General features: G+C 53.0%; 20 protein-coding genes and 1 tRNA gene. 14 read left to right on the top strand and 7 right to left on the bottom strand.

The annotated features are described in order from the left end of the window. The first annotated feature begins 712 nt into the window (after positions 1 to 712). The 5 genes from N1937_RS20385 (at position 713) to N1937_RS20365 (ending at position 7654) form a co-directional block, all read left to right on the top strand. Positions 713 to 1957, top strand: a complete 1245-nt coding sequence (locus tag N1937_RS20385; RefSeq protein ID WP_260056866.1) for a hypothetical protein — start codon at positions 713 to 715, stop codon at positions 1955 to 1957. Positions 1958 to 1966: 9 nt separating this feature from the next. Further along, a complete protein-coding gene (locus N1937_RS20380; protein WP_260056865.1) occupies positions 1967 to 4942 on the top strand; it encodes a VPA1269 family protein in 2976 nt (991 codons plus the stop codon). A gap of 185 nt (positions 4943 to 5127) precedes the next feature. Beyond that, positions 5128 to 5631, top strand: a complete 504-nt coding sequence (locus N1937_RS20375; protein WP_260056864.1) for a hypothetical protein — start codon at positions 5128 to 5130, stop codon at positions 5629 to 5631. 399 nt (positions 5632 to 6030) lie between these two features. Next, positions 6031 to 7008 (top strand): hypothetical protein, encoded by a 978-nt coding sequence (locus tag N1937_RS20370; protein ID WP_260056863.1) that lies wholly within the window; start codon positions 6031 to 6033, stop codon positions 7006 to 7008. Positions 7009 to 7474: 466 nt separating this feature from the next. Then, positions 7475 to 7654 carry a hypothetical protein gene (locus N1937_RS20365; RefSeq protein ID WP_260056862.1) on the top strand — a complete coding sequence of 60 codons (180 nt, stop codon included), beginning with the start codon at positions 7475 to 7477 and terminating at the stop codon, positions 7652 to 7654. A 96-nt stretch (positions 7655 to 7750) separates the two neighbouring features. On the opposite strand, the gene N1937_RS20360 is transcribed toward N1937_RS20365, so the two are convergent. Both N1937_RS20360 and ligD read right to left on the bottom strand, forming a co-directional pair. Further along, positions 7751 to 8581: a GIY-YIG nuclease family protein gene (locus N1937_RS20360; RefSeq protein ID WP_260056861.1), complete on the bottom strand. Its 831-nt coding sequence runs from the start codon at positions 8579 to 8581 to the stop codon at positions 7751 to 7753. 94 nt (positions 8582 to 8675) lie between these two features. Next, entirely contained in the window at positions 8676 to 9758 is a 1083-nt protein-coding gene (gene ligD / locus N1937_RS20355) for a non-homologous end-joining DNA ligase (RefSeq protein ID WP_260056860.1), read from the bottom strand. A gap of 363 nt (positions 9759 to 10121) precedes the next feature. Between ligD and N1937_RS20350 the strand changes: the two genes are divergently transcribed. Further along, entirely contained in the window at positions 10122 to 10670 is a 549-nt protein-coding gene (locus tag N1937_RS20350; RefSeq protein ID WP_260056859.1) for a T4SS efffector SepA family protein, read from the top strand. Between the two features lie 109 nt (positions 10671 to 10779). Here N1937_RS20350 and N1937_RS20345 read toward each other — a convergent pair whose 3' ends face one another. Further along, on the bottom strand, positions 10780 to 11547 hold the full coding sequence (locus N1937_RS20345; protein ID WP_260056858.1) for a transglycosylase SLT domain-containing protein: 768 nt from the start codon (positions 11545 to 11547) through the stop codon (positions 10780 to 10782). A gap of 194 nt (positions 11548 to 11741) precedes the next feature. Here N1937_RS20345 and N1937_RS20340 point away from each other — a divergent pair, with 194 nt between their 5' ends. From N1937_RS20340 to darG, 6 genes are all read left to right on the top strand, one after another. Then, positions 11742 to 12887 (top strand): DUF2806 domain-containing protein, encoded by a 1146-nt coding sequence (locus tag N1937_RS20340; protein ID WP_260056857.1) that lies wholly within the window; start codon positions 11742 to 11744, stop codon positions 12885 to 12887. A 31-nt stretch (positions 12888 to 12918) separates the two neighbouring features. After that, a tRNA-Val gene (locus tag N1937_RS20335) sits at positions 12919 to 12993 on the top strand. Positions 12994 to 13444: 451 nt separating this feature from the next. After that, positions 13445 to 14128 (top strand): ParA family protein, encoded by a 684-nt coding sequence (locus N1937_RS20330; protein WP_260056856.1) that lies wholly within the window; start codon positions 13445 to 13447, stop codon positions 14126 to 14128. Beyond that, complete coding sequence (locus N1937_RS20325; protein ID WP_260058990.1) at positions 14128 to 14436, top strand: hypothetical protein; 309 nt, start codon at positions 14128 to 14130, stop codon at positions 14434 to 14436. Before N1937_RS20330 ends, N1937_RS20325 begins: the two co-directional genes overlap by 1 nt. Before the next feature lie 127 nt (positions 14437 to 14563). After that, positions 14564 to 15211 carry a type II toxin-antitoxin system toxin DNA ADP-ribosyl transferase DarT gene (darT, locus tag N1937_RS20320; RefSeq protein ID WP_260056855.1) on the top strand — a complete coding sequence of 216 codons (648 nt, stop codon included), beginning with the start codon at positions 14564 to 14566 and terminating at the stop codon, positions 15209 to 15211. A gap of 13 nt (positions 15212 to 15224) precedes the next feature. Continuing rightward, positions 15225 to 16325: a type II toxin-antitoxin system antitoxin DNA ADP-ribosyl glycohydrolase DarG gene (darG, locus tag N1937_RS20315; RefSeq protein ID WP_260056854.1), complete on the top strand. Its 1101-nt coding sequence runs from the start codon at positions 15225 to 15227 to the stop codon at positions 16323 to 16325. 175 nt (positions 16326 to 16500) lie between these two features. On the opposite strand, the gene N1937_RS20310 is transcribed toward darG, so the two are convergent. Beyond that, complete coding sequence (locus N1937_RS20310; protein ID WP_260056853.1) at positions 16501 to 17079, bottom strand: hypothetical protein; 579 nt, start codon at positions 17077 to 17079, stop codon at positions 16501 to 16503. 248 nt (positions 17080 to 17327) lie between these two features. Between N1937_RS20310 and N1937_RS20305 the strand changes: the two genes are divergently transcribed. Continuing rightward, positions 17328 to 18266 (top strand): three-Cys-motif partner protein TcmP, encoded by a 939-nt coding sequence (locus N1937_RS20305; RefSeq protein WP_130801926.1) that lies wholly within the window; start codon positions 17328 to 17330, stop codon positions 18264 to 18266. On the opposite strand, the gene N1937_RS20300 is transcribed toward N1937_RS20305, so the two are convergent. Continuing rightward, positions 18221 to 18970, bottom strand: a complete 750-nt coding sequence (locus tag N1937_RS20300; RefSeq protein ID WP_260056852.1) for a DUF5131 family protein — start codon at positions 18968 to 18970, stop codon at positions 18221 to 18223. The genes N1937_RS20305 and N1937_RS20300 overlap by 46 nt on opposite strands. A gap of 326 nt (positions 18971 to 19296) precedes the next feature. Between N1937_RS20300 and N1937_RS20295 the strand changes: the two genes are divergently transcribed. Beyond that, complete coding sequence (locus N1937_RS20295; RefSeq protein WP_260056851.1) at positions 19297 to 20316, top strand: HEPN-associated N-terminal domain-containing protein; 1020 nt, start codon at positions 19297 to 19299, stop codon at positions 20314 to 20316. Between the two features lie 74 nt (positions 20317 to 20390). On the opposite strand, the gene N1937_RS20290 is transcribed toward N1937_RS20295, so the two are convergent. Next, complete coding sequence (locus tag N1937_RS20290; protein ID WP_260056850.1) at positions 20391 to 21110, bottom strand: hypothetical protein; 720 nt, start codon at positions 21108 to 21110, stop codon at positions 20391 to 20393. 48 nt (positions 21111 to 21158) lie between these two features. Further along, on the bottom strand, positions 21159 to 22430 hold the full coding sequence (locus N1937_RS20285) for an MBL fold metallo-hydrolase (RefSeq protein ID WP_260056849.1): 1272 nt from the start codon (positions 22428 to 22430) through the stop codon (positions 21159 to 21161). Positions 22431 to 22580 lie beyond the last annotated feature (150 nt).

The following is a 22580-nucleotide window of genomic DNA, read 5'->3' as shown; positions in this document are numbered from 1 at the left end:
CAGGGCTCGTCGAGGTTTCCACGGTCGTCGCTATCAGACCCGCGAGAATGGCTCCCCTCAGTTTCGCACCGCCAAAGACTCCGGCCACTCCGGGTTTTGCGCCACTCGATGTGACTGGCGATCAAATCAGATCAACGGGGACAGGAATATCTCAACAATATCAGGCTGCAAGGAAATGCAAAAAAATCCGGGCACAAAATTTCCGGATTTCCTCTCGGTCGCAAGGAAATAGAACAAAAATCCTAAATACGCGTCCACTCCAAGGAAATAGGCATTAAAATACTACCATATTGACATATGTGGAATGTGATTCTATTGTGCTTCACAGTTGTTGCCGTTTGTGAAGGCGGATGCGATCTGCCGCGATGAACTGCGAGGGACATTGTTGAAACGTCGATCTGAAGAGCACCAAGATTTCTCCAAAATCGAACGCGGGCTCAACCATTTTATTGTTTGGCAGTGGGTCTATAGGGACAAAAGAAAGGTATGCTTGCCCGTCTTGTATGTGATGCAGCGGACCTCCAACGGTAGTCTGAGCCTGTGTCGCGTCGACTCCGTCTTGCGTTATTGCGACGACAATTGGAGACGTTCCTCGACATGGCACCTCTACAGAGTGAGAACGCTTGGACTCCTCATCGACTACACGTTTGCTTGGCTACCTTTCTTACGCCGGGCCAGCGCAAGGGGGAGCACGGAGAGTGTGCATCGGCGGATGTTGGAACGCTTTGCCAAAGCAATCCTGAATGGCACCGCTATGCTGAACAATGGCGCTCGGATTGATGGCGTCGGGCTCTACTGGCGACCTCGCGCTGAGATAGAAGCAAAAAAATGCCTGTCGGCGTTGACGAATTTTTTGACGTCACTTTCTAACGAGAGCGACGATTGGAGCCATGCAGCCTCAAGCTGGTATATCGATCCATTGAGCGCAATTCGTATTGCACATCAGGTTGTGATCAGAAACAAAATGAGCCTATTGGCTCATCTTGCCGACGACCTTGACGATCCAGCACCGCCGCATTCCTTTTCGGGCTATTTCAGTCCTATTCAGACGTCGGGCGCGACGTACCGCTTTCCCATCAAGTATGTTTGGGATTTTCTCTTCCATGGTTTCGTAAGGAAAGACGGGAGGAGCAATGTAGTCGCCCAGATCGTGGCGTTCATCTTATTCGCAGGCGGAATGAGGGCAAGTGAACTTTTCCACGTTTGGGTCCAGGACGTGCAATTTGTGCACGGGGAAGTTTTTCTATTTCTCCACCATCCTGAAGACGCAATGGTAATCGACCGGACCGGGAAAGCGGTTCGAAGGAAAGACCGCCTTCTTTCAAAAGGACGGCTTCCGAGAACTCAATTACGAAAAAGGGATGGTGCCGGTTGGAAGGGTTTGGATGGAGAGGCTGACGGTGCACTGATTCATTGGTTACCTATTCCTGAACTACAGAACCATCTATCTCTTCTGTTGGCAAAATATCTCGCTGTGGATCGCCCCAACACAATGAGGCTCCGGGCGTCGCGTGGTTTGTCCGACCACGACTACCTTTTCGTTTCATCTGGCGATGGATACTCGGATGGAAATCGCGAGATCGGAAAGCCTTATACCATGGCCGCCTTTAAGGCGGCGTGGAAGCGTGCCATCCGAACCACAGCACGGCGGTGCAATGACGTAGCGCTAACTGTGCGCAAACGCATGGGAACGACTATTCACGGGGCTCGGCACTTCTACGGTTGTTTTTTGAAGACCCTCGGCTGCGAAGGAGAGGTGATTGCTCGATGCATGCATCATAAAAATGCCGAAACCCAACGACGATACACGAAGCTATCGAACGAAGAGATAAATAGCATTCTCAAGGGACGCGCCAAGGCCGTGCCGGGTGATGCGGCTCTGCTAAGTAAGCTGAAGCGGCAATTCGATCAATCATTCGCGCGACGCCGAGCGCACAGCTTCGCTGCAGCAGCGTAGGGTGCCCGAATGATCACAGAATTCCCGACAGACAAAGGTATCATTGCGTTCAACGGCACAATGGAACATTGGTTTGGATATACTCACCGCGAGAGCGAAGCAAAGGATGCGATAGATCGTCTACAGTCCATCGCAGCAACCGCCTTCATTACTATAGACCAATTTTCAGCAGAAATAGACCTTCTGATCGAGGAAGAAGTTTGCCTCTCGCCAAGTTACTTCATTTCGAAGGGAATGCCGAACTACCGCATTGCGGAACGCATCGTTCAAGAGACGGAATTCGGCGACTCAATTCTCACAGCTCTGACTGAAGTTGGATTGATGGGTTTCGCCGAGAGGCTCGAAGATCAAGAGACACGCGACTACGTTGCAAGGATTCTTCTTCGCTTGATCGCTAGTCTGGTTATGGCTTCGACCGGCCTTGCAGACTTAGATGAAGCACCCAAAGATTTGATTCTATCTTGGCTTGCGTTTTGGCGCACCCCTGACGGTCTTCGATGGCGCACCGATTTGGTCGGCAAAAATGCTCGTATGCATCAATGCCTAAAGGAGATCGCCCAGGCATTTGCCCGATATTACGAAGATGACAGCCTTCTAAAGCATGCCTCGCAATCACGGCTGGCAAACGGAAATAAACCGACATGGGCAGCCATCCAAGGGCGTCCCACGCCTTTGCAAGCGGACCTTCTTTCGCACTATTCTAAGTACGCTGCCGCATCGAGAGCCAGGCCCACACTAAACAAGAATATGCTGATGGACCTGGACGTTTACCTTGCTGAGGCAGGTCACTCGTCCCTTTTCGAAGCTCTCCAAATAAGGCTAGAGCGCCGAGAAGTGGCTGAGAATTACACGAAACGCTTCGGAGTTACTCGCAAGTGCCTAGACAAGATTAGGCAGCTCCAGCAATTCCAAAATTATGTCATAGCTGAATTGCGCGAGTCTTCCGACGGTATCGCGCTCTATCCCCTCGTTACTGAAGATGACGTCAATTGGATCAAAGGCCAGATTGATGATTTGGGAAATAGGAAGCACCCTCGCGCTCGTTCTCGGCCCCTACCCGAACGGCTCTATTATATTGCGAAGCAAATTTTGGACGAGGGTGAAAACGGATGGGCCGGTAGGCAGTCATTTTTCAAGAAGAACGCTTTTGTATCCGGGCAATGGATGGAAGTTTATTGTCCTGTGATTCCAACACTTTTGCGGTGCGCCTTTGATCTACCCCTTCGTATGGCGCAATGGCGTCGCCTGGACTCTGGCGAGGGGGACTTGCGCCGATTTAATGCCACAACAATGGCTTGGGAGACCAATCCATCGGAAAATGCAGGATTTTGGGCAACACGCGACAAGCTTTCGACCCCTCAGTCCCGTGGCTATGCACTACTATATGAAGAAGTCTCGCCCGCGATAACCGGCTTCTTTGTGAATACGAACAAAACTGGGTCTCCCTACGGTATCCCATGGATGGCCGAAGAGCTTCACTTGCGACTTTTTGAGCTTCTCGAATGGCAACTTAAGTTCAATCCGGTCAAATCACCGGTGGGGCCAGATGATTATTTGGACGATCCAAAAGAGTATTCTGCCCGCGCAAAGGCTCGTCTCCCTGATATCTTCGCACTTTTCCGAACTCTTCCTGATGGATGGCAGCCCTATTCAGGTCGACCTCCAACCGCAGCGGATATCAATCTGAGCTGGAACTTCCTGATGATGGAGGTCGAACGTGTTTGGAACGAGCTGAATCCCGACGACCAGGTTACCATAGTCGTCAAGTACAACGAAAAAACCGGACAGCCGCAAAAATCCATTTACACGCCACACGGCATGAGAGTTCGGGGCATTACCAATCTCTACAGAGCCGGTATACCTATCGACATCCTGAGCGAGATGGTGGCAGGCCACGCCTCCATCATCATGACGCTTTACTACGTATTGTATGATGCATCGACGATCCACAATATGCTTGAGAAGGCAGCGGTCGAAACTCAGTCCATCGCCGTGCGGGAGTTTATGAATGACTTCCGCAACATGAAAATTGAAGAGGCGCGACTTAAGACGACGTTCACTGAGCATACCTCGCTTGAGGAAGCGGTCGCAACGGCGGACCGTGTTCAGTTTTGCAACAGCGACATCGGGGTGTGCCCGTTCGACGGGACCAGATGTAATGACGGTGGCCCACTTTTACGAAAAGAGAACGTAAAGGGGGCGACGTCCAAAAATGTCTACGGACCGGTCGCGGGCGGCCCCCGTAACTGCATTATGTGCAGGCATCTTATCTCTGGGCCTCCTTTTATTATTCCCTTGGAACTTTTCGGAAGTTCGTTGCTCGCGAAACGAAAACGACTCGCAGTTCAGCAAGCCGATCAGCGGCGAAAGCTGAACACACTTCGCGAACGTCGTCGGACCGGTGATTTGTCTAACGAAGTTTATCGTCAGACCATTGACCGATTAAGAATCGAAAACAATGAGGTCAAAGACCACATCGAGATCGTTGACGAAGCGATATATCGCACAGTCATTCATTTGACCTCGGCGGCAAAGATACTTGCGGCGGACCGTGGGATCGAACAACGACCAGACCAGAGCTTGATGAACCCCAACGGGAGCGCTGTGGTTTTCAAGGAGGTGAGCGATTTTGAACAGGCAGCCGTCTTAACAGCTGCCAGCAGAGTCTATTCCATTCTTCACAGCGATGAACTTGAAGCTCTGAAGCAAAAGACGCTCGACCAAATTCTCTTCAAATCTGGAATTCTGCCGCTGTCGTTGCGAGCCGACATAACCGACGAAGAACGCGTTGCCTGCGGCGATCTGTTTTCGAAATTCTTGCTAGAGAGGTTTCGAAGCGATGAGATTACCGCACTACGTGACGGGAAGCTATCACTTCGCGATCTGGAGATTGCCAATCAAGTAGAGGACATCCTCGCAAAAAGCATCATCCATCAGCCGCCAAATGCAATTTCTCAGAACTCCAGAAATCTAGTCTTGAGCTAAAAATAATGGCAACCCGTAAAAGCATTGTTCTGGCCTGGGCAGAAGACGAAGCCATCAGGATAGTTGAAAGTATTCCGTCAAACAGAACGATAAGGCGCTCCAATAACCACAGAATATATCTTGTGTGTAAGCACTTGGTCTCGCGTCGCCGACCGATAATGCCCAGCGCAAAGGAAATCTCTGAGTTGTCGGGATCAAAGCCGTTTGAATTCGAAAACTTCCCATCTGCTCAGACAATCTACAACGATTACGGCACGATGCTGGGGATATGGCGGAAAGCATACCGAGACATTAACAACCTCGAGAATGAGCCATCAACTGTTGCCGAAGAGCTTTTGGCTTGGGACCCGGCAGCTCTCGATACGAACTCTCAGTATAACATCCGCAGTCTTCAACGCCTCTGCAGAGAACTGAACGAGACAGTCAAAGGGTTAAAGCAGCTTGTCACGGACAATGTCCCAATAAATGCTGATCGTGTGCAGAGTGGTGACTTCGACTTCATTGACGATCTTTCCGACTGGTTAAGGAACGTAACCATAGACGGCTTCGAGGTCAGCGAGTTTGGACTGGTTGTTACCCGCAATTCACCGCCGGAAACAATCATCATGGATAGACCCCTCTTTGAGGGTTTAACGCGCTTTGCTGATGCCGCAACCCGCGAACGAAAAGAGTCTCGTGGTGATGAATAATCATAAGAAGTCAGCAGGAAATTGGTGTCCACGAGAGGATTCGAACCTCCGACCCCAGGATTCATACCACTTCGGCTTTCGCCGCCGCAGAGCGTTCGTGGTCTGGACTGTCCCTTCACCATTGGCCCGAGGACCTTTAGGTGCTGCCCATCCAGTCTCTACACCTTCACCAGGTTTCCCTGGAGCTTGGCTCGGGATTGGCATGCTGAGAGTTCAGCGAAGCGTTCCCCGACTTTGAGCAGATCGGTTGCGGTGTTTCCAATCGCAACCCCCAATTTCATAGGAATCCTGTGCTCTATCCTGCTGAGCTACGTGGACACTGCAACCGCTTTTAGACGACAGGGGAAAAAGCGCAAGTGCCGTTTGCCCTCCCACTCCAACTTTGAGAACGGGTGACAAATGCAAATTTATTTCAACGATACAGATGCCGTCAGAGGACTTGCGAAAAAATTAGCCAAAGAAGTGCGTTCATGGGGTGACACCATCAAATTGATGAATGCGCTAACGGTTGTCTCGCGGGCCTTCGGCTACGAGGAGTACGAAGACCTGGTCAAAGTGATCGGCTACGCTGATCCGTCAATTCCGGATCGATCTGTTTCTCCCGAAGTGGCAACAAAGCGGTACGAGCAGTACGTGGCCGCAATCGCTGACAATGATTTCAGTCGCGAAGAAGCTGTGAAGATTGTGGATACCCTGCGGTACGGCGGCTGGTGGGGTTTTGGCGAGCGCTCGGAAATAGTCCAACGGGTCTATGTGCGAGCTTCAAAGCACCGCATGCATGTGTCACCGCAAGAGCTAGACCGGAGGGCTGCAGAGTACCTCCGGGTTCTTAAGGACGCGGGGTTGAATGAGAGCCACGGCCTCCGCCTCATGTACGAGGCCGGGTCGGACGGCTGGTGGCACCTGGAACGCACCGAGGCGGGCGCTGGGCCAAGGCAGACCAAATTCGCTGATCGCATCGAGGGGGCCGGTCATCCACCATGGCGGCTTGCGGGCAAACGCAGGTACCAACCACAGCGTGGTGAACGTCCGCCAGCGAAAAAGGCGGCGTACGTTGCGTTCCTGAACGAGTATCCTCATGATGAAGTTCAGCTTTGGGCATTCTTGCCGGGCGAGGAGCTTCTTGGGTACTGCGACGAAGTCCTTGCAAGCCTCCTTGACATGATCGATCTAAACGTGCGGGTCGAAGTTGCGTCGATATACCACGAAGTCTTGAACTTACCGGATTCAGGAGCGGAGTTCTTCGTTTCAATCTACGAAACGGGGCAGCGTATAACGGAGCTGGAAATTGTCAGTCCCCTTCGGAAGCAGACCTTTAGCGATTATGCGAGTTTCATCCAGCAAGGGGGCATGCAGCGGTTTCAACCGACACCTTAATCGTCTGTTCTTCTCCCACATTGGCTCGATAGCCCGATCTTTGATCGGCTTCTGCCCGAGCGAAGGGAGGTTCTCCAGCAGGCGCTGCGCAACCCCTAAATATTTGGGGGTTGGGTTACCATCACTGGCTGATTTGCCTGTATGCCTACTCCAGGCACCCCCATGCGGGCAAATCAGTTGGATCGTATTGGGCGACGACTGGGCAATACGCCCGAATTTCGAAAGCACAACCCGCTGAGTCGCCGCTTGTTCTTAGGAGTAGGTATTCGATTCGCTAATGCAGCCAAGAGTACCAGAATTGGCTGCTATATGCTCTGGCGACAAAGCCTGTCTCTGCGAACAGGCAAATCCACCCTACCACATACCACGCAATGTAAGGAAAAGCTGATGGAGCTGGCCCCTCTCGCTTCGGGTACAATCCAAGGGAATCAGGAATCCCGTAGTTGGTTAGCTCTAGATAACGACTATGGGCAGCCTCATATCGGTAAAAACAAAAAATCGTTGGCGCGAGACCGACGAGCGCAAAGAAAACCCAAATCATTTTGTCACTCTCCGCAATCCAGGTATAGCAACACCTGAATTGCTGGCGATTAACGTGGCGTTATCGGCGCACTTTTGGCTGCATTTCCTTGCGATTTTCGTTTAGATTTCCTTGCAACACTGCGCTGACCTCGTCTTTACAAGGTAATCTATCCACAAAAATCGAATTGCCTTGCTGTGCGTAAGGCGCTGAATGAATGAGCTAATTCCGGTTTAGGCCCATTTCGCGGCTGAGTAATTTTGTTTTCCAGCGCGTTTCCAAGGCCAACATGTCGTTGACCGTAGCGGCGCTTCCAACTGTTTCGAGGATTGAGACGCGATAATCGCTTGGATCACGGCTTTTCAGGCCGATGTTTCCCCCGTGACCCGTCGCGAAATACTCTCGCCATCTTCCCATGAACCCGTCAGAACCAGATGCCATGCCGACATACTGTTCTCGGGTACGAGGGCACGAGAGCAGGTAGATGCCTCTTGTGGAGGACAGTGCAGCCCACCAGCTTGCCGGGATTGTCTCTATCTCGGACAAATTGAGGATCAACGCGGAAAAGCCAGGGAAAGGGTCTTCTCCGAAGGCGCGTCGAAGCTCGACGATGGGCTTTGGAACTCGGTCGCCTCGCTGTATCCAAGCTCGATAGCCTTTGCCCCATTCGATCCAAAGGCGACCCGCATATTCCGACAGCTCTGGCTTCGGATCGAGGCGATAGAGATTGCAACTCCCGGCCGGTTCAATCCCGCCAGTAATGGGATGAGCGCGATCTTCGGGAAGGGCTCCAATCAGCTCGGCGGTATAAAGCCCTACGAAGAGGGTTTCTCGGCCGGGGACACCGACGAAAGACGCCCAGATGGGAGCCTTGAGGTCGAGAGCGTCACCGAACCCCTGTGTCGCCTGATATTCCTCGAAACGAGGGCGGTTATCCCGCCAGAGGGCATAGGGTGACGGATGGCCGGGGTGGCGGTTGTCCTGATGTCGCAGAAGCCGCACGGAGCTACGAGCAATGCCAGCTAGATCGAGAAGGGTCGCGAAGGTCAGCACCCGGCAACCCACTGTCCGAGATCAGCTTTTTCCTCCCGCAATCCGCGAATGCACAGGGTAAAAATCCGGTTGACGTTGCCCCAAGACGGCGACTTCATGCTCCCTCGTCATCTCCATCCTTGATCCGATAAACATCGGCATTATCCTGCACCTCACGCAAACCTTTGTACGCGGGGTGTCGGAGCTTGCCGTCGGTTGTCCATGCCCTGAATTCGACTTCAGCAATGAGGGTGGGCTGGAGCCATATGACCTGATGCTTTCCGGAATATGGCACTGGTGGTTGCCTTCGCTTCCAAAGTAGCTTGTCCATCATTTTCCGAAGCTGCAACGTTTGGGATTCTTTAAAACCCGTGCCGACGGATCCGACGTATATAAGATCGTTACCCTTGTAGGCGGCCAACAGGAGTGACGCAAAGCCGCCATGGGCCCCATTGCTTGGTTCGTATCCGACGATCATAAAACCTTCGCTTGAAACACATTTCAGTTTTACCCAGTCGCCGGTTCTACCGGATCGATATTTGCTGTCCCGATTTTTGCCGACAATGCCTTCGACGCCAAGGCGACATGCATGTTCCAATAGCGCGGAGGGGTCGGCATCTACCTCCTCAGACAGACGGATCGCTCCCTCGTGACCAGCAAGGGCATCTTCGAGCAGATGCCGCCGTTCCTGGTAATCGAGCCCCCGCAGGTCGTGCCCATCTAGGTATAAGATGTCGAATGCGTATAAGATTGCTGGCGACGTCAGGTTGCCACTCTTCCGGCCATCCGCGCCGAGAGATGCCTGCAGGAGGTTGAAGCCACTGCGACCTTGCTCATCGAGCATGACCGCTTCACCGTCCAGGATCATCGTGGCCGGTCCAAGCTCGCGGGCAGCTTCCGCAATCGCAGGGAACCGATCCACCCAGTTATACCCGCCGCGTGTCAGCAAGCGGACCCCCTTGGGTTCGATATGGACGGCAAGACGGTATCCGTCCCACTTTATCTCCCACCCGAAGTTGCCCGCCGGTGCCTTTGCCTTCAACGCTGCCAATGCTGGTTCGACACGATCCGGCATGGGATCGAATAACAGTTGCGGTTGCGCACGGTTTCGCTTGCGGATCGGACTGCTTTGTAGCTGACCGTTATCATGGCCAAGCAAGGGTTTGGATCGGGGTGGCGAACGCGGGACTTTTGCCATGCCTGCCATTTCAGCAGGAATTGATTTAAAAGTCTCCAATGCTAGACGCAAAGGCCGCGCTCATTGGCCTACTGCGTGACGACCCCGCACAAAAACGCTTCGAATAGGCTATCCCGCCGCCTTTTTTGGTGCCGGAGAAGTCGCGAGCCCCAAAATTCGTTGTCGTTCCTCCGGCGAGACGGCTTGGCGGGGGTGTCCACAGATCAAAGCTCTGTCCCACAGCAGGAGAAACCACGTTAAACCGACCCCCTGAGATAATGTAAGAAAAGATGATACGTTATCTTACATTCCCATACCGATCCATAATGTTGACATATGATATCGGACGCCTTATTTGTCAGTTGAGGCTGATGGAGGCGCGACGTGAAGATTGAGTTGACTGATGAGACCTTTTCCAGACTTCAGGCGATTGCCAAACCGTTGGTCGACACTCCGGAAACCGTCATCCTGAGGCTGTTGGAGGGTTACGTGGATTCGCCGAAGGCGTCTCCTGGTGGCTACCGACTATACGATCCACAAAATCCACCAAGCTTGTTCCACACCACAGTCCTTTCGGCCACGTTGAATGGAATGCCGCTCAGGTCGGCTGAGGCGTTCTGGAACAACATATTGGTTGCGATGATCAAGGAGCTGGCGGTACGCAAAAAAACGCCAGCCGACATTCGAGCTATCGTGCAGGCGAACACCGTAACAGGCGAGAAAACTGCCAACGGCTACAAGTGGATCAAGGAGGCTGGCATCTCTCTCCAGGGCCTCGATGCCAATAACGCCTGGAAGAATATTGCCTTCGTGGCAATGACCACAGGGCAGACGGTAGAAGTGAAATTCCGTTGGCAGGATAAAGAGGGCCTGGAGAACGCCAATAAGGTTGGCATGTTCGCAATCCCGCCCGTCGCGAAACAAGGTGACTAGAATCCACAGCTGCTCCTTCGAGACCGCTGGGCATTCTGATAAGGGTTCACAATGCTACCGTCCATTCTCAATCGGGAATGAAAAAGGGCCCCGGTAGGGGCCCTTTCGGTCAACGGGAAGTAAACAACCGCCGGGACTTCTCGAACTGCGCCTTCCACACGAGGAGAAATTCGTCGGCGCTTACGGTGTCAGGATTGCCGCCGGGAAGGTTCAGGGCGATGGAGTCTCGCGATGCGACGCTTTTAGCAAGCCGATTTCCGCCAAGTGCGAGATTGATTGCGGTACCGGCACCTTGTTGGTGCATCAGGTAAAGGTCGCTAGCGGACGGCTTGTGGCCAACTTTGGTTTCAAAGAATGCCGAGTTGTCGTTCCATAGGACTGCGCAGGCTTCGAGGTTCTTTCGAGCATCGAACGGCGCGGTCAGCTTGTATTGTGCGGCGGTAGCCGCCGTGAACTGGCACAGTCCAGATGCGCTGCTATTGGGATTCTTTGCGTTTGCGTTGAATCTGCTCTCGATCCAGACGAGTGCCGCAAAGTCTGCCTTGTCGATGTCTCGGCGTTCAGCGACCTGCATGGTCAGGTCGAGCATCTCGCGTTGTGACGGAGACAGGAAGGCCGAAGTCGTCGATGCCCGAATGTGTGACCGAGCCGAGGACCGCACCGATTCGGTGTCCCGCTGGCTGTTGCCAGACACCGATGGCTTATGATCGACAGGTTCACGATCCTCTATCTTGAGATCAAGAGAGATCGACGGCTGCAAGTGGCCGCTATCGTCGGGCGCAAATTTCACGCCCAATGTGCCGTTCGTAATAGCCACACCAGTGCATCCGGTGAGGCAGGTGGCGACCGCAAGAGCGGCGATGAAAGTCCTGATCATTGGTCTTCCTTTCGATTGGTGAAAGGAGACCGGGCCCGATCTCTGACCGGGAACGTGCCTTGGAACCGTCGGCACGATAAAGACCCCGCAGCGGTTGCCGACGGGTTGCCGACGCGTTGCCGATTCATCATTGCAGGGCTTTACGACGAGCGTAATCTGCGCTCGTTCGGAAAATTCGAGATGGGGAGATATCGATGGCGGGGGTCAGAGCAGACGTGGAGGCGCTCGACGCTGCAATTGAGAGCTACAGGCGTTTACTGAAAGTGTCTATTCCATACGACGATATCGCGCGACTTACTGTAGGACGAAAGGGGCCAACGGTATCGCCCAGATCGTTTCGGCATATGCGGGTAGGTATGAAAACGACCTACGAGAGGCTGAGCGCTATCGCGGAGGTTTTGAAAGCCGACGTCGAGACGCTCATCGCCAACGAAAGTCCCAGCGGGTCTCTCGCTGTCGTCAGTGACAACAACAGACAGCTTGACGTTTATGAAGAGGTTGTCGGGGCACTTGTTGACGCTCTGGTCAATGGAATGATCGCGCAGCTCGGCCCTGAAAAGCAGTCGGACGAGGAATTCTATTCAGAAGTTACGAGCAAAATCCTTTCCGGCACTCTGGCGAAGGAGGTTCAATCTGAAAATGCAAAGCTATTCTTCGCCGCAGCACGGAGCCCCGAACGTGAACTCCGCTTCGAAAGAAATATCCGAAAAATTGCGGAAAAGTCCCTTCCGTTTCTCCGCGATGCTACGTCAATTGAGACGATGCCTGATCAAACTTGGCTGGACACCTACTCCACATTCGCGGAAAAAATTTCAGACGAGGACCTTCAGACGCTTTGGGGTCAGGTCCTTGCAAGGGAGTTCACTGATTCCGGCTCGATATCGTTGAAGACATTGCGCGTCCTCCAAGACTTGACCAAGAGGCAAGCAAATCTGTTTGCAAAGCTTTGCGGGTCCGTGGTGTTGGTGTCGGAAGATCGAGCTGGCAAAGAAGATACCCACTACCTTTCCATTCGCTTAGATGGCGGCATGCCTGACTACTTAAAGCTGACCGGGCTCGACTTTCCGGATTTAGTGGAGCTAGCAGATTTTGGCCTCGTCACGCTTGGTACCAGGGCCTTTGAGGCAGACGCGGGAGCCTGGTTCACATATTTTGATAAGCAATTCCAGATCACTGACAAAGTCGCGATACGTTGCAATCCGCTTTCAAGCGTGGGGAAGGAACTTTACCATCTCGCTCAAGGGGAAAAGAGCGAAGCTTATCTCAAAGCGGTAAAAAAACTTTTCAAAAACAAAGTTGGGCCCGACGAGCCAGTGGCCAGTAAGTCCAAGTTCCGTTGACAGTATTTCGAAAAGGTTCTATTAAAATGTAGCCCTGTTAGCTCAGTGGTAGAGCGCTGCGTTTACACCGCAGAGGTTATTGGTTCGAGTCCTTTACGGGGTCCCATTCTTTCTTATTCAAGGCAAGCAACATGAGTGCTTCTCAAATATCGAGGACACTATCATGGTCATATTGCCGGATGTAACGCCGTACGATCTGGTCGGCCGCTTTGTTAAGCTCTGGAAAAAGTGTGGACTCGTTGATCCCTAATCGATCTAAATCCTCTCGGATCGACTGCTTTTTTGCGGCCGGAACACGGATGTGACGTTGCCGTGTGGCGATCCGGATCATCGCTGGTGGTCGAGGAGGAGGGGATTTCTCTCACGTCCTAGCGTGCGACAAATAGAGAAATGTGCCAAGCGAAAATGGCGAAAAGCGACGATCAAGCATTCGCGCTATCACATATGATAGCAAGATTGATAGCAAGAAATATTGCATGCAAGAAAGCTTGATTGCACGCTTGCTTGAGTTCTCGCAATTGTGATAAATGCAGTTAAGTCAACACGGAGAGCGCCGTATGCCAGTGATTTGTGCTGCCAACCCGAAAGGTGGCGCTGGGAAGTCGACCACATTATTGGCAGCCGCAACATGTCTCGCGAGGCAGGGTGCGTCGGTTATTATCATCGACGCAGACCCCAATAGGCCGATCACTGATTGGCGATCCGGCGACAGTCAGCTGAAAATCCAGGTTCGCAGCGATGCAACAGAAGCGAATATTCGAGACTTGATCAACGAGACAGCCTCGGCGGCCCAATTCGTCTTTATCGATCTTGAGGGAACGGCAAGCCGCCTGACGAGCAGGACAATCATTAGAAGCGACCTGACCTTGATTCCTCTGGCGGGGAGTGCGCTTGATGCGCAGCAGGCAGCCCGCGCGGTTGCGCTTGTTCGTGAAAGCGAGGCTGACATTGGCAAGCCGATCAACTTCGCTTTGACTTTCAACCGAACGAACCCACCTCCCTTCACCAGGAAGATCGAGCGCGAGATCGGCCAGCAGATGCAACGAAGCAATCTCCCTATCCTAAGGAGCCAACTTCATAGACGAGAGGCTTTCAACGCGATGTTCATGGAGAGAGTGTCTCTCTGGGAGTTGGATCAGCGCCAAGTTAATGGCGTACCGGCGGCTATGGAGAATGCGATGCATTTCACTGGCGAGGTATTGGAAACGCTTCAAAAGCTAGCAAGCGAAAAGGCCGCGTGATGGTAAGGGATTTGGGTTTCGGCGATAAAGACCAGAAACTTGATGTGTCGAAGTTCTCGCCGCGCGAGAGCGTCGATCCCGCCCAAGACCCGGCGGAGTTGGGTGACAGCGCTGCCGTTCGGGCGGGCTTCAAGAGCCGTGAGGTTGTCGAGCGCGTTGCTCGTGTCCGCAAACCGTCCCAGCCTTTCGATCAGGCTTTTGTGCGAGCGCCCTTGGACGTTATCAATCGCTTCAAGATTTTCTGCAACGAAACCGGTATGAGCTATGGCGAGGCGCTCGAAGAACTGATGAGGCGGGCAAAGGTCTAAAAATGGCGCGGCACTGCCATCAGTCAGTAGTTAGCAGTTGGAGGGGTAGGCGATATATGTTTGAGCTAGACGATAGGCCCGGACCTATGTTGGGCCTGGCTGCGGCTGTTCCAAGGACCACATCGCCATGACGCCGCCGCCCCAGAGCCCAAAAATCTATCACATTGTGCATGTCGATAAGCTACCCGCCATCATCGCTGATCAACGGCTTCACTGTGACTCCACCATCGTCAATAGGAATCCTGCCGGTACGACGATTGGCATGGGGACGATCAAACAGAGGCGATTTGAGCTTCCGGTCAAATGTTACAGCGGCGCGATGGTGGCCGACTTCGTTCCCTTCTATTTCTGCCCGAGATCGGTGATGTTGTACGTCATCCATTGTGCAAACAGCCCGGAGTTAGCATATAAGGGTGGACAAGGACCGATTGTTCATCTCGAAGCCGACCTGCACAGCGTCATTGCCTGGGCTAATGGCGTGGGTCAAAGCTGGGCCTTCAGCGGAAGCAACGCTGGAGCGGCCTACACATCCTTTTGGAACGATGTGAACCAGCTTCAGCAGTTGAACTGGCCGCACATAGCTGCCAATCAATGGTCGCCAGCTGACGTCAAAGAAGACAAGCAAGCAGAGTTTCTGATGTACAAGTCTTTCCCTTGGCACTTGGTCGAGCGTATTGGTGTACGCACGCTTCCGATCCACAATCAGGTCCACAACGCGCTGATCCCAGCCGCGCACAAGCCTCAAGTGGCAATCATGCCCGGCTGGTACTATTAAGATGGAGGATTCGATGATCAATTTCGTTCAAGGCGATATCCTTCAGGCCAACGCTGACGCGATTATCAACACAGTCAACTGCGTCGGCATCATGGGTCGCGGGATTGCGCTTCAGTTCAAAAACGTGTTCCCCGAAAATTTCAGAGCTTATGAAGCAGCTTGTAAGCGAAACGAGGTAAATCCGGGTCGTATGTTTGTCTTTGAAACCGGCGAACTCAATCCGCGCTACATCATCAATTTTCCAACAAAGAGGCACTGGAAGGGGAAAAGCCGTATCGAGGATATCGAGAGTGGGCTGGTTGATCTAGTAGCAGTTATCAGTCGCTTCCAAATAAAATCGATTGCCGTGCCGCCCTTGGGATCGGGTCTCGGCGGACTCGATTGGAGCGATGTGCGACCTCTCATCGTGGATGCCCTCGCGCCGCTTCAACAACTTGACGTCGCGATTTATGAACCACACGGCGCACCAGATGTCGCGGCAATTGCACGAAACAAGCTTGTTCCGAACATGACGCCTGGCAGAGCGGCGCTCGTCGCTCTGCTCCAAAGATACCTGAACGGTTTGATGGACCCCTTCGTGACACTTCTGGAAGCGCACAAACTGATGTTCTTTTTACAAGAGGCGGGCGAGCCTCTGAAATTGAACTACGTGAAAGGCCAGTACGGTCCTTATGCTGAAACCCTTCGACACGCCCTACGCGCCGTGGAAGGGCATTTGATTTCCGGTTATGCCGATGGAGGTGATGACCCGACGAAGCAGCTTTCGATTGTGCCTGGTGCGAATGAGGATGCCGAAAAATTCCTGAAGGACCGCCCTGATACTCTGGAGCGCTTCGACCGAGTTGCAAAACTGGTCAGTGGCTTTGAAAGTCCATTTGGCCTCGAACTTCTGGCGACAGTCTATTGGGTCGCCAAAAAAGAAGGTGCGAAAACTTCGGCGAGAACCGAGGAACTGGTTTACGCTTGGAATGCTCGCAAGCGCCGTTTCAGCCCCCAACATATCGAGTTGGCACTCGAAACACTGGTGGATCGACAGTGGCTGGAAGCTGATATCGCTCGGACACAAACCGTCGAAAAAAAGGCTCCTCCGGCGACGGCGGTGAACGCGTTCTGATCGAGCGAGAGCTGCGAGACAAGGCTTCGATGGCTTCATCGCGTCGTTTGGTGGGACCAGTAAGGGCTAAGAAACTGTGCTCTGCCCTCAATAAGAGGCGTTAGCGCCGAAGCTTCGTCTAAGAACCGATCCATTTGAAATCAATCCGCCAAGTCCGGTTGGCGCTAATCCTTTGCTATGGTTCCGACCGTGGAGCACTATCTTGACGGTTGGAACTATTCGCAATGTCGACGCCTGTCATATCGACAAAACCAAGCGAATTGCGGCAAGCTTTGGCGACGTCCATACTTCTATTGCGCAGTTGCTCGCCGTCATGTGGGTGAAATGAAAGTACGTTCTCAAAACGGTTTACCGCCCCACCTACTTCCAGGTCCGCAACCATCGGTACTCCTCCCCAGAAAAGCCACCAAAAATTTTCTTCAGCAGTCTTCCGGATTGGATCGTCCTTGCCCCTATTTGCAATCCTTGAAGTCGTGGACACCAAGTCGTAATACACTTCTTGTCGCTTGGCGGAGAATGGCTTTTTGGCCTCGATCATAGCAGCCTGATTCTCTATTGCTTTCTCATGTAAGTATTTTGAAAATGCCAACCATGCACCAGCAAGAGCCGCGAAACCGCCTAGAGCCTTAATTACCATATCCCAAAAAAACATCTGATTTTGTTCAATGGCAAGTCTACCTCCCGCAAAATAAACTATAAGCGCAAGGATTGCCAAGGCGACGGTCACGCCCATCACGGCCATCTGTTTGAACATTGTTGCCCCACGATCCCGAGATGAAAGACAATTACCTATAACTGAGTGACAATTTATTTGTTTTACCCGACGGGCAGCGGATAAACACTATACATGCCTAATGCAAATCAGCCAAATTCGTCCGACTAAGCACTTCCAAGGGCCGTAGTAGCAGGGGCGTCATAACCGTTGCCAGCTGGTTGTGCCTGCTGCCGATTTTCTTCGAATAGAAGTTGCGGTAGCCTCGTCGGTAACGAGTCGAGGGACACATGGCATTAGTTAGGGACGCGAAAACGTTATCGACGGATGATCACGAATTTGGCGGGCAGCACACCGAGATCAAGCTCGAACTCGTCGAAAAATACCTGAAGGCTTATTCGACGGCGCTCAGGCAGAAATTCAATTCTCTTTGGTACATTGATGCTTTTGCGGGGACCGGTTCGCGAACAGTGAGGATTGATGCGAAGGACGGGGACCTTCTCGATGAGCCTGTTCCCGAGCGAGTGGAGAGTCGACGAGGGTCGGCGAAAATCGCGTTGGACATTGAGCCCAGGTTTGACCGCCTCATATTCATGGATCAAAAGCCCGCGCACTGTGCGGCGTTGGAGGCGCTGAAGGCATCTCATCCCGGTCGCGATGTTCATGTCCTCAATGGCGACGCCAACGTAATCATCCAAAATAACATCAACCGTGTAGATTGGTCGTCAAGACGCGCGATCATGTTTCTCGATCCGTATGGGATGGAAGTCGCTTGGGAGACATTGCAGGCAATCGCAAAAACCAAGGCCATCGACGTCTGGTTCCTGTTTCCTCTGTCGGGGCTTTATCGGCAAGCAGCACGTAACATCAGCGGCGTGGACGCCACCAAGCGCAAGGCGCTGACGACCATGCTCGGTACGGACGAATGGGAGGCGGAGCTTTACAGTCCGGTGCCTCCAATTATTGATCTACTCGGCACTCTAGAAGCGCCGGAAGAGAGACAGCGAAACGCAGACGTCGCTGGTCTTGAGTCATACGTAAAGCGTAGGCTTGAGACTATTTTTCCGCTGGTGGCTGACCCGTTTCCGTTACCGCCGCAAAAGAAGCCTCAGAGATTTTCGTTGTTCTTCGCAGCTTCGAACCCGTCACCGAAGGCAATCGACCTGGCAAATAGATTTGCACGTCACATAATTAGCGCTGGCATCTCGTCCCATGTTCGTCCGCGATAGGAGCGCCCAGTCTTCTTCTTGTTGTGCCCGCCCCATTGTTTAAAGAAGAACGCGGTGTCAGCGTCGGTGCACATATCGAAGATTTCGTCGATCCAGGACGGGTCCATGGGTCGCGCGTGTGGGCCGGATTCTCCTCCCACGATTGCCCACTGAATACCCTTGAGGTTTCCGGCTGAAACCGAGCCAATAAGGGGCTCAAAGGATACGAAGCGCAGAGCGGCCGGGACTTCCCGCAATTCGTCAAGGCGATGGATTACGCGACCATCTTCGATGCTTGCGCCGAGCCAGACGTTTGGCAGCACATCGAAACCATCCTGCAGGACGGCTCCCATCCTGTCCGGTCTCTTTGTCAATATCTGATAGGTGTGCCGACGGGTCTCTGCCATAACCGACCAAACCTTGCGAACGAAGTCGACCGGTACATCCGGATGGAAAAGGTCCGACATGGAATTGACGAAGACGTTCCTGGATCGCGACCATGTCATCGGAATTTGGAGGGCGTTTTCGTCGAGGAAAAGCGCTCCGGTCCACTTCGGGCGGCCGCCTGATTTGCGCGTCAGACCACGATATTTCTCGACGCCCATCGCTTCCAGACGGGCGGCCATGCGCATAGCGTAGCAGTTAGTGCAGCCAGCGCTCATGATCGTGCAACCCGCCACCGGGTTCCACGTTGCGTCCGTCCATTCGATAGTGGTATCGGCCATCGCCAGCTCCAAAATAGCTTGGCATTGTACCAGCTTTGGTAAAGAAACCGCTAAACACTCAGCTCAGGCTGGAACGTCGGTTTCAGGAAGATTTTGGCGGCCGAAGCTTCGATCCGAAAGGGTTGTCCGTGTCTAGCTATATAGCGAAAAAAGGGACGTTCCGGGCAGGAAACGCCTGAGTCTGGCCCTGAATTTGAAGATGAAGAAGGCATTTAATGTCGAACGTTTGCTATCAGTGCTTCGGGGACGATGACCTCCGTTTCTTGATCCGAATGCACGCAGGCCCTCGCGGCTGTTATTTCTGTGGGCGGAAAGACGCTGCCACGATGCCCCTTGATGACCTAGCGGAATTCATTCGTGAACGAATAGAGGGGTCATATTCGAAAGCCGCAGATGACCTTCCATATGAGTCCAGGGAAGGCGGTTATCAGGCTTGGAATATTGATAGCTGGGATATGATCGGCGACGAACTCGCCCTCGATCTTCCTCGTGACAGTTCTGGCAGCTTGTTCCAAGCACTGGTCGATGGAATTGGTGACGATCAATGGTGCAAATACGATTGGCTGGTCCTCGAACCGGACGAAAGCCTTCGTTTTTCATGGAGCCGGTTCTGTGAGATCGTCAAGCACCAGCGTCGCTTCTTCTTCCACGACATAAACAAGTCTGATGGCTTTGAGCCCGACCAACGCTCTCCGCTAGAGTTCCTTATCGATGTTTGCGGCCACGCACAGAGCCTTGGCCTTATAGTTGAAAAGCCAACCGGCCTCGCCCTTTTTAGAGCGCGACCACGGGAAGCCAGACGCCCATTTTGGACGCCTGCCGAATTAGGGCCGCCGCCCGAGGAGTATGCGACCCAATCGAACCGCATGAACCCGCCGGGAATTCCAATGTTCTATGGAGCGGACCAACAAAAGCTCGCGGTAGCGGAAATCAGGAACACGATGGCGTCGGTCGGCCGATTTGAAACGACGCGGCCGGTCCGAATATTGGACCTGGCATCGCTGCCAAAAGTGCCCGGGTTTTTCTCAACGGCTACTCGTATGGATCGATTGGTCCTTCGCTTCCTCCGGCAGTTCGCGAAATTGATCATCCAACCGGTGGAACGAAATGATCGAGTGAACGTCGATTACATCCCGACCCAGGTTTTCACGGAGTTTCTCCGCGACTTCGAATTTGACGGCGGTTGTATAGATGGGCTGCGTTATCGAAGCGCGACTGGTGAAAAGGGAACGAACTACGTGTTGTTTGCAAACCAATCTGACGTCTTCGACGCCGTGATGCCTGAACCTTACGAGCAGTCAAATCCGTGGCTTCGTTTGGTCGGGGTCAAACAGATGAGAATATAGGTCTAACTCGTTCCGAATCGCCGCGTTCAGTTTGGGATTTTCGTTGGCGCAAAGTTTCCGTCGCTATGTGAACTTCAGAAAAGACGGTACTTTTCCTTCAACCGCTGAATCCACGGCGGCGGCTTGAACTCTGCAATTTGAGAGTAAAAGAATGGCGAATCCTCAAAGAGTCGCCTTTGCTCACCGTAAAATAGCCGCTCGTACGGCTGTCCGCCGTAGTCGAAATGGAGGTAGAGATGCGGCTTGTGGTAAAAATTGTCGCCATCGGGATTAAAGGACTCGATTAATTCGTAAGGCACTTCAGCGAGAAGGATCACCTTTATGACGTCATCTGGCCGGTCGAGCTGATATTCATGCCAATTGCCATCCGCGCCCTGCTTCAAGTATGTCCATCTAAGCCCAAGCAGGATGCCGCGTTGATAGGTTCCCATGAAGCCCACGCGAAACCATGGCGAGATGCCGCTCCCCTTTTCTTCGACGTCGGGATAATGATCGAGGCGGGCGACGTCATGCACGATGACATCCGTGCGATAGCTATCACGAGCGGCCCTCAGGAAAAAATCCTTAAAGACTGGCCCCCATTTGTCGCGCAACTCGATCTTCTTTTCCGGCGTCAGTTTCCGACGACTTCCGCGACCAAGCGGAAAATCCTCAACATTGGTCACAATCCCGACGACGCCCGCTATCAGCCCGATGACTGGCTCGAAACCTGGGTCGTAGTAGGTCCAGAGGCTGAAGCCGACGAGGGCGGCCCAGGAACCAACGTGGACGATAGAATTTCTAAGAAGCGACATCCCAATGACCTCGTGCGAGCTTAAATCCGGATGTCACGCGCTGCTTGGTCAAGTGAAGTAACGGTTATCTCTCGGCCTTGAAGGGCGACGTGCCGTTGTTCTCCAGTGGCCCCAACCGGCCAAAGTGTGATGCTGCTGTGTCGCGTCATGTGGATGCCGATAGGAATTACCAGCTCCATAGGAGACAGCAGCAAAGCCTGTTTTGCTCGCTCGGCCAATAGGCGTGCTCCCCTGGGCCATTGCTGCGCCGTGGTGTGTTACCAACAGAAAATCGGCGGGAGCTTTCAAGCTCATTGGGATATTTGAATAGTCTGCGTCGCCGGATAGCAATGCCTCGCTACCACTCTGCAGTTTCGCGCGTAACGCCAGGCCGGTGTTGTTCGCATTCTTGGGCGACCCCTTACATTCTGCTATCCACATGTGCGAGCCGTTGAACGTTTTGCCCGCTGGCCAAACGAACAGATTGCCTTTTTTGGCAATTGCCATGGCAAGACGTGCAGCCCCAGGTCCAAGCCTTTGGCTCGGCACAATCCATTTAGCGTCTAGAAGCTGCTTGATGCTGAAGGCGGCGTGCAGATGATCCCAATCCCAGTGAGAGAGCACAACCACCTGTTCGTTCGCGAATGTTATCCCAATCGACTTCGGAGCCGTATGGGCATTCCAAGAAACCGGTAAGCCGGTGTCGAAATGGAGATACGATTGCTCGGCATCATTGAGAAACGATGCGAAACTGGCCTGACCCACGTCACGGATAACAATTTTTTCGGGCGGTGGCACCGCTTGCAGGATTTGTTCAATAAGGGTCCAATCCGTCCCCACTGTGAAGCGGTTTGAAAGCTCGGCGATGCTTGTCGGTAACGGCTCTTTCGCTACTGCTGCGCCAAGAGACCTTGGCGAGGGACCACGAGGCGGTTCCAAGGGATCGAGCAGTGGTCCGCCACCGGTCGTCGACATTCTGCTTTGTGCATAATAACCGTCAGGCCCCATTTGGGCCTGCCAGGTCATCAGACCGGGACCCTGTGGTTCGATCCTGAGTCGAAACCATGTGCCTACGGCCGGAGGAGCGCCCAACACTTCTTCGAAGCGCCTTCTTGTAGTAATGATACGGATCAAAGCGAATGGCAGATGAGAAGACTCAGTAAACAATCTCTCCTCGACATCCGTTATTCCATCAACCTTTTCCGCATCGATTCCGTCAAACTCAATTGATGCACGCTTGTATTCGCTATCGCTCAAATAATCGAGGCGCGTAAGCCGCACGTAGAGGACGCGTGGAAAATCTGCCTCGCCTGGTCGCGATCTTGGGATTTTGATAAACAACTTTAGCTCACCTAGTCATTTCCCGTAACGATTGCACAATCCGTTGACTGAATGTCAACAGCGACTGTTGGACTCAAAAAGATTCGCGCGAAAAGATGTAAGGCTGGGCAGCAATCAAGCTATCCATCATGAAGAAGGCACTTTTAAACC

The sequence above is a fragment of the Rhizobium sp. WSM4643 genome, from assembly GCF_025152745.1.
GTDB classification, from domain to species: domain Bacteria; phylum Pseudomonadota; class Alphaproteobacteria; order Rhizobiales; family Rhizobiaceae; genus Rhizobium; species Rhizobium leguminosarum_I.
The sequence above is the reverse complement of the archived record's forward strand: the minus strand, read 5'-3'. Positions and strand labels throughout refer to the sequence as shown.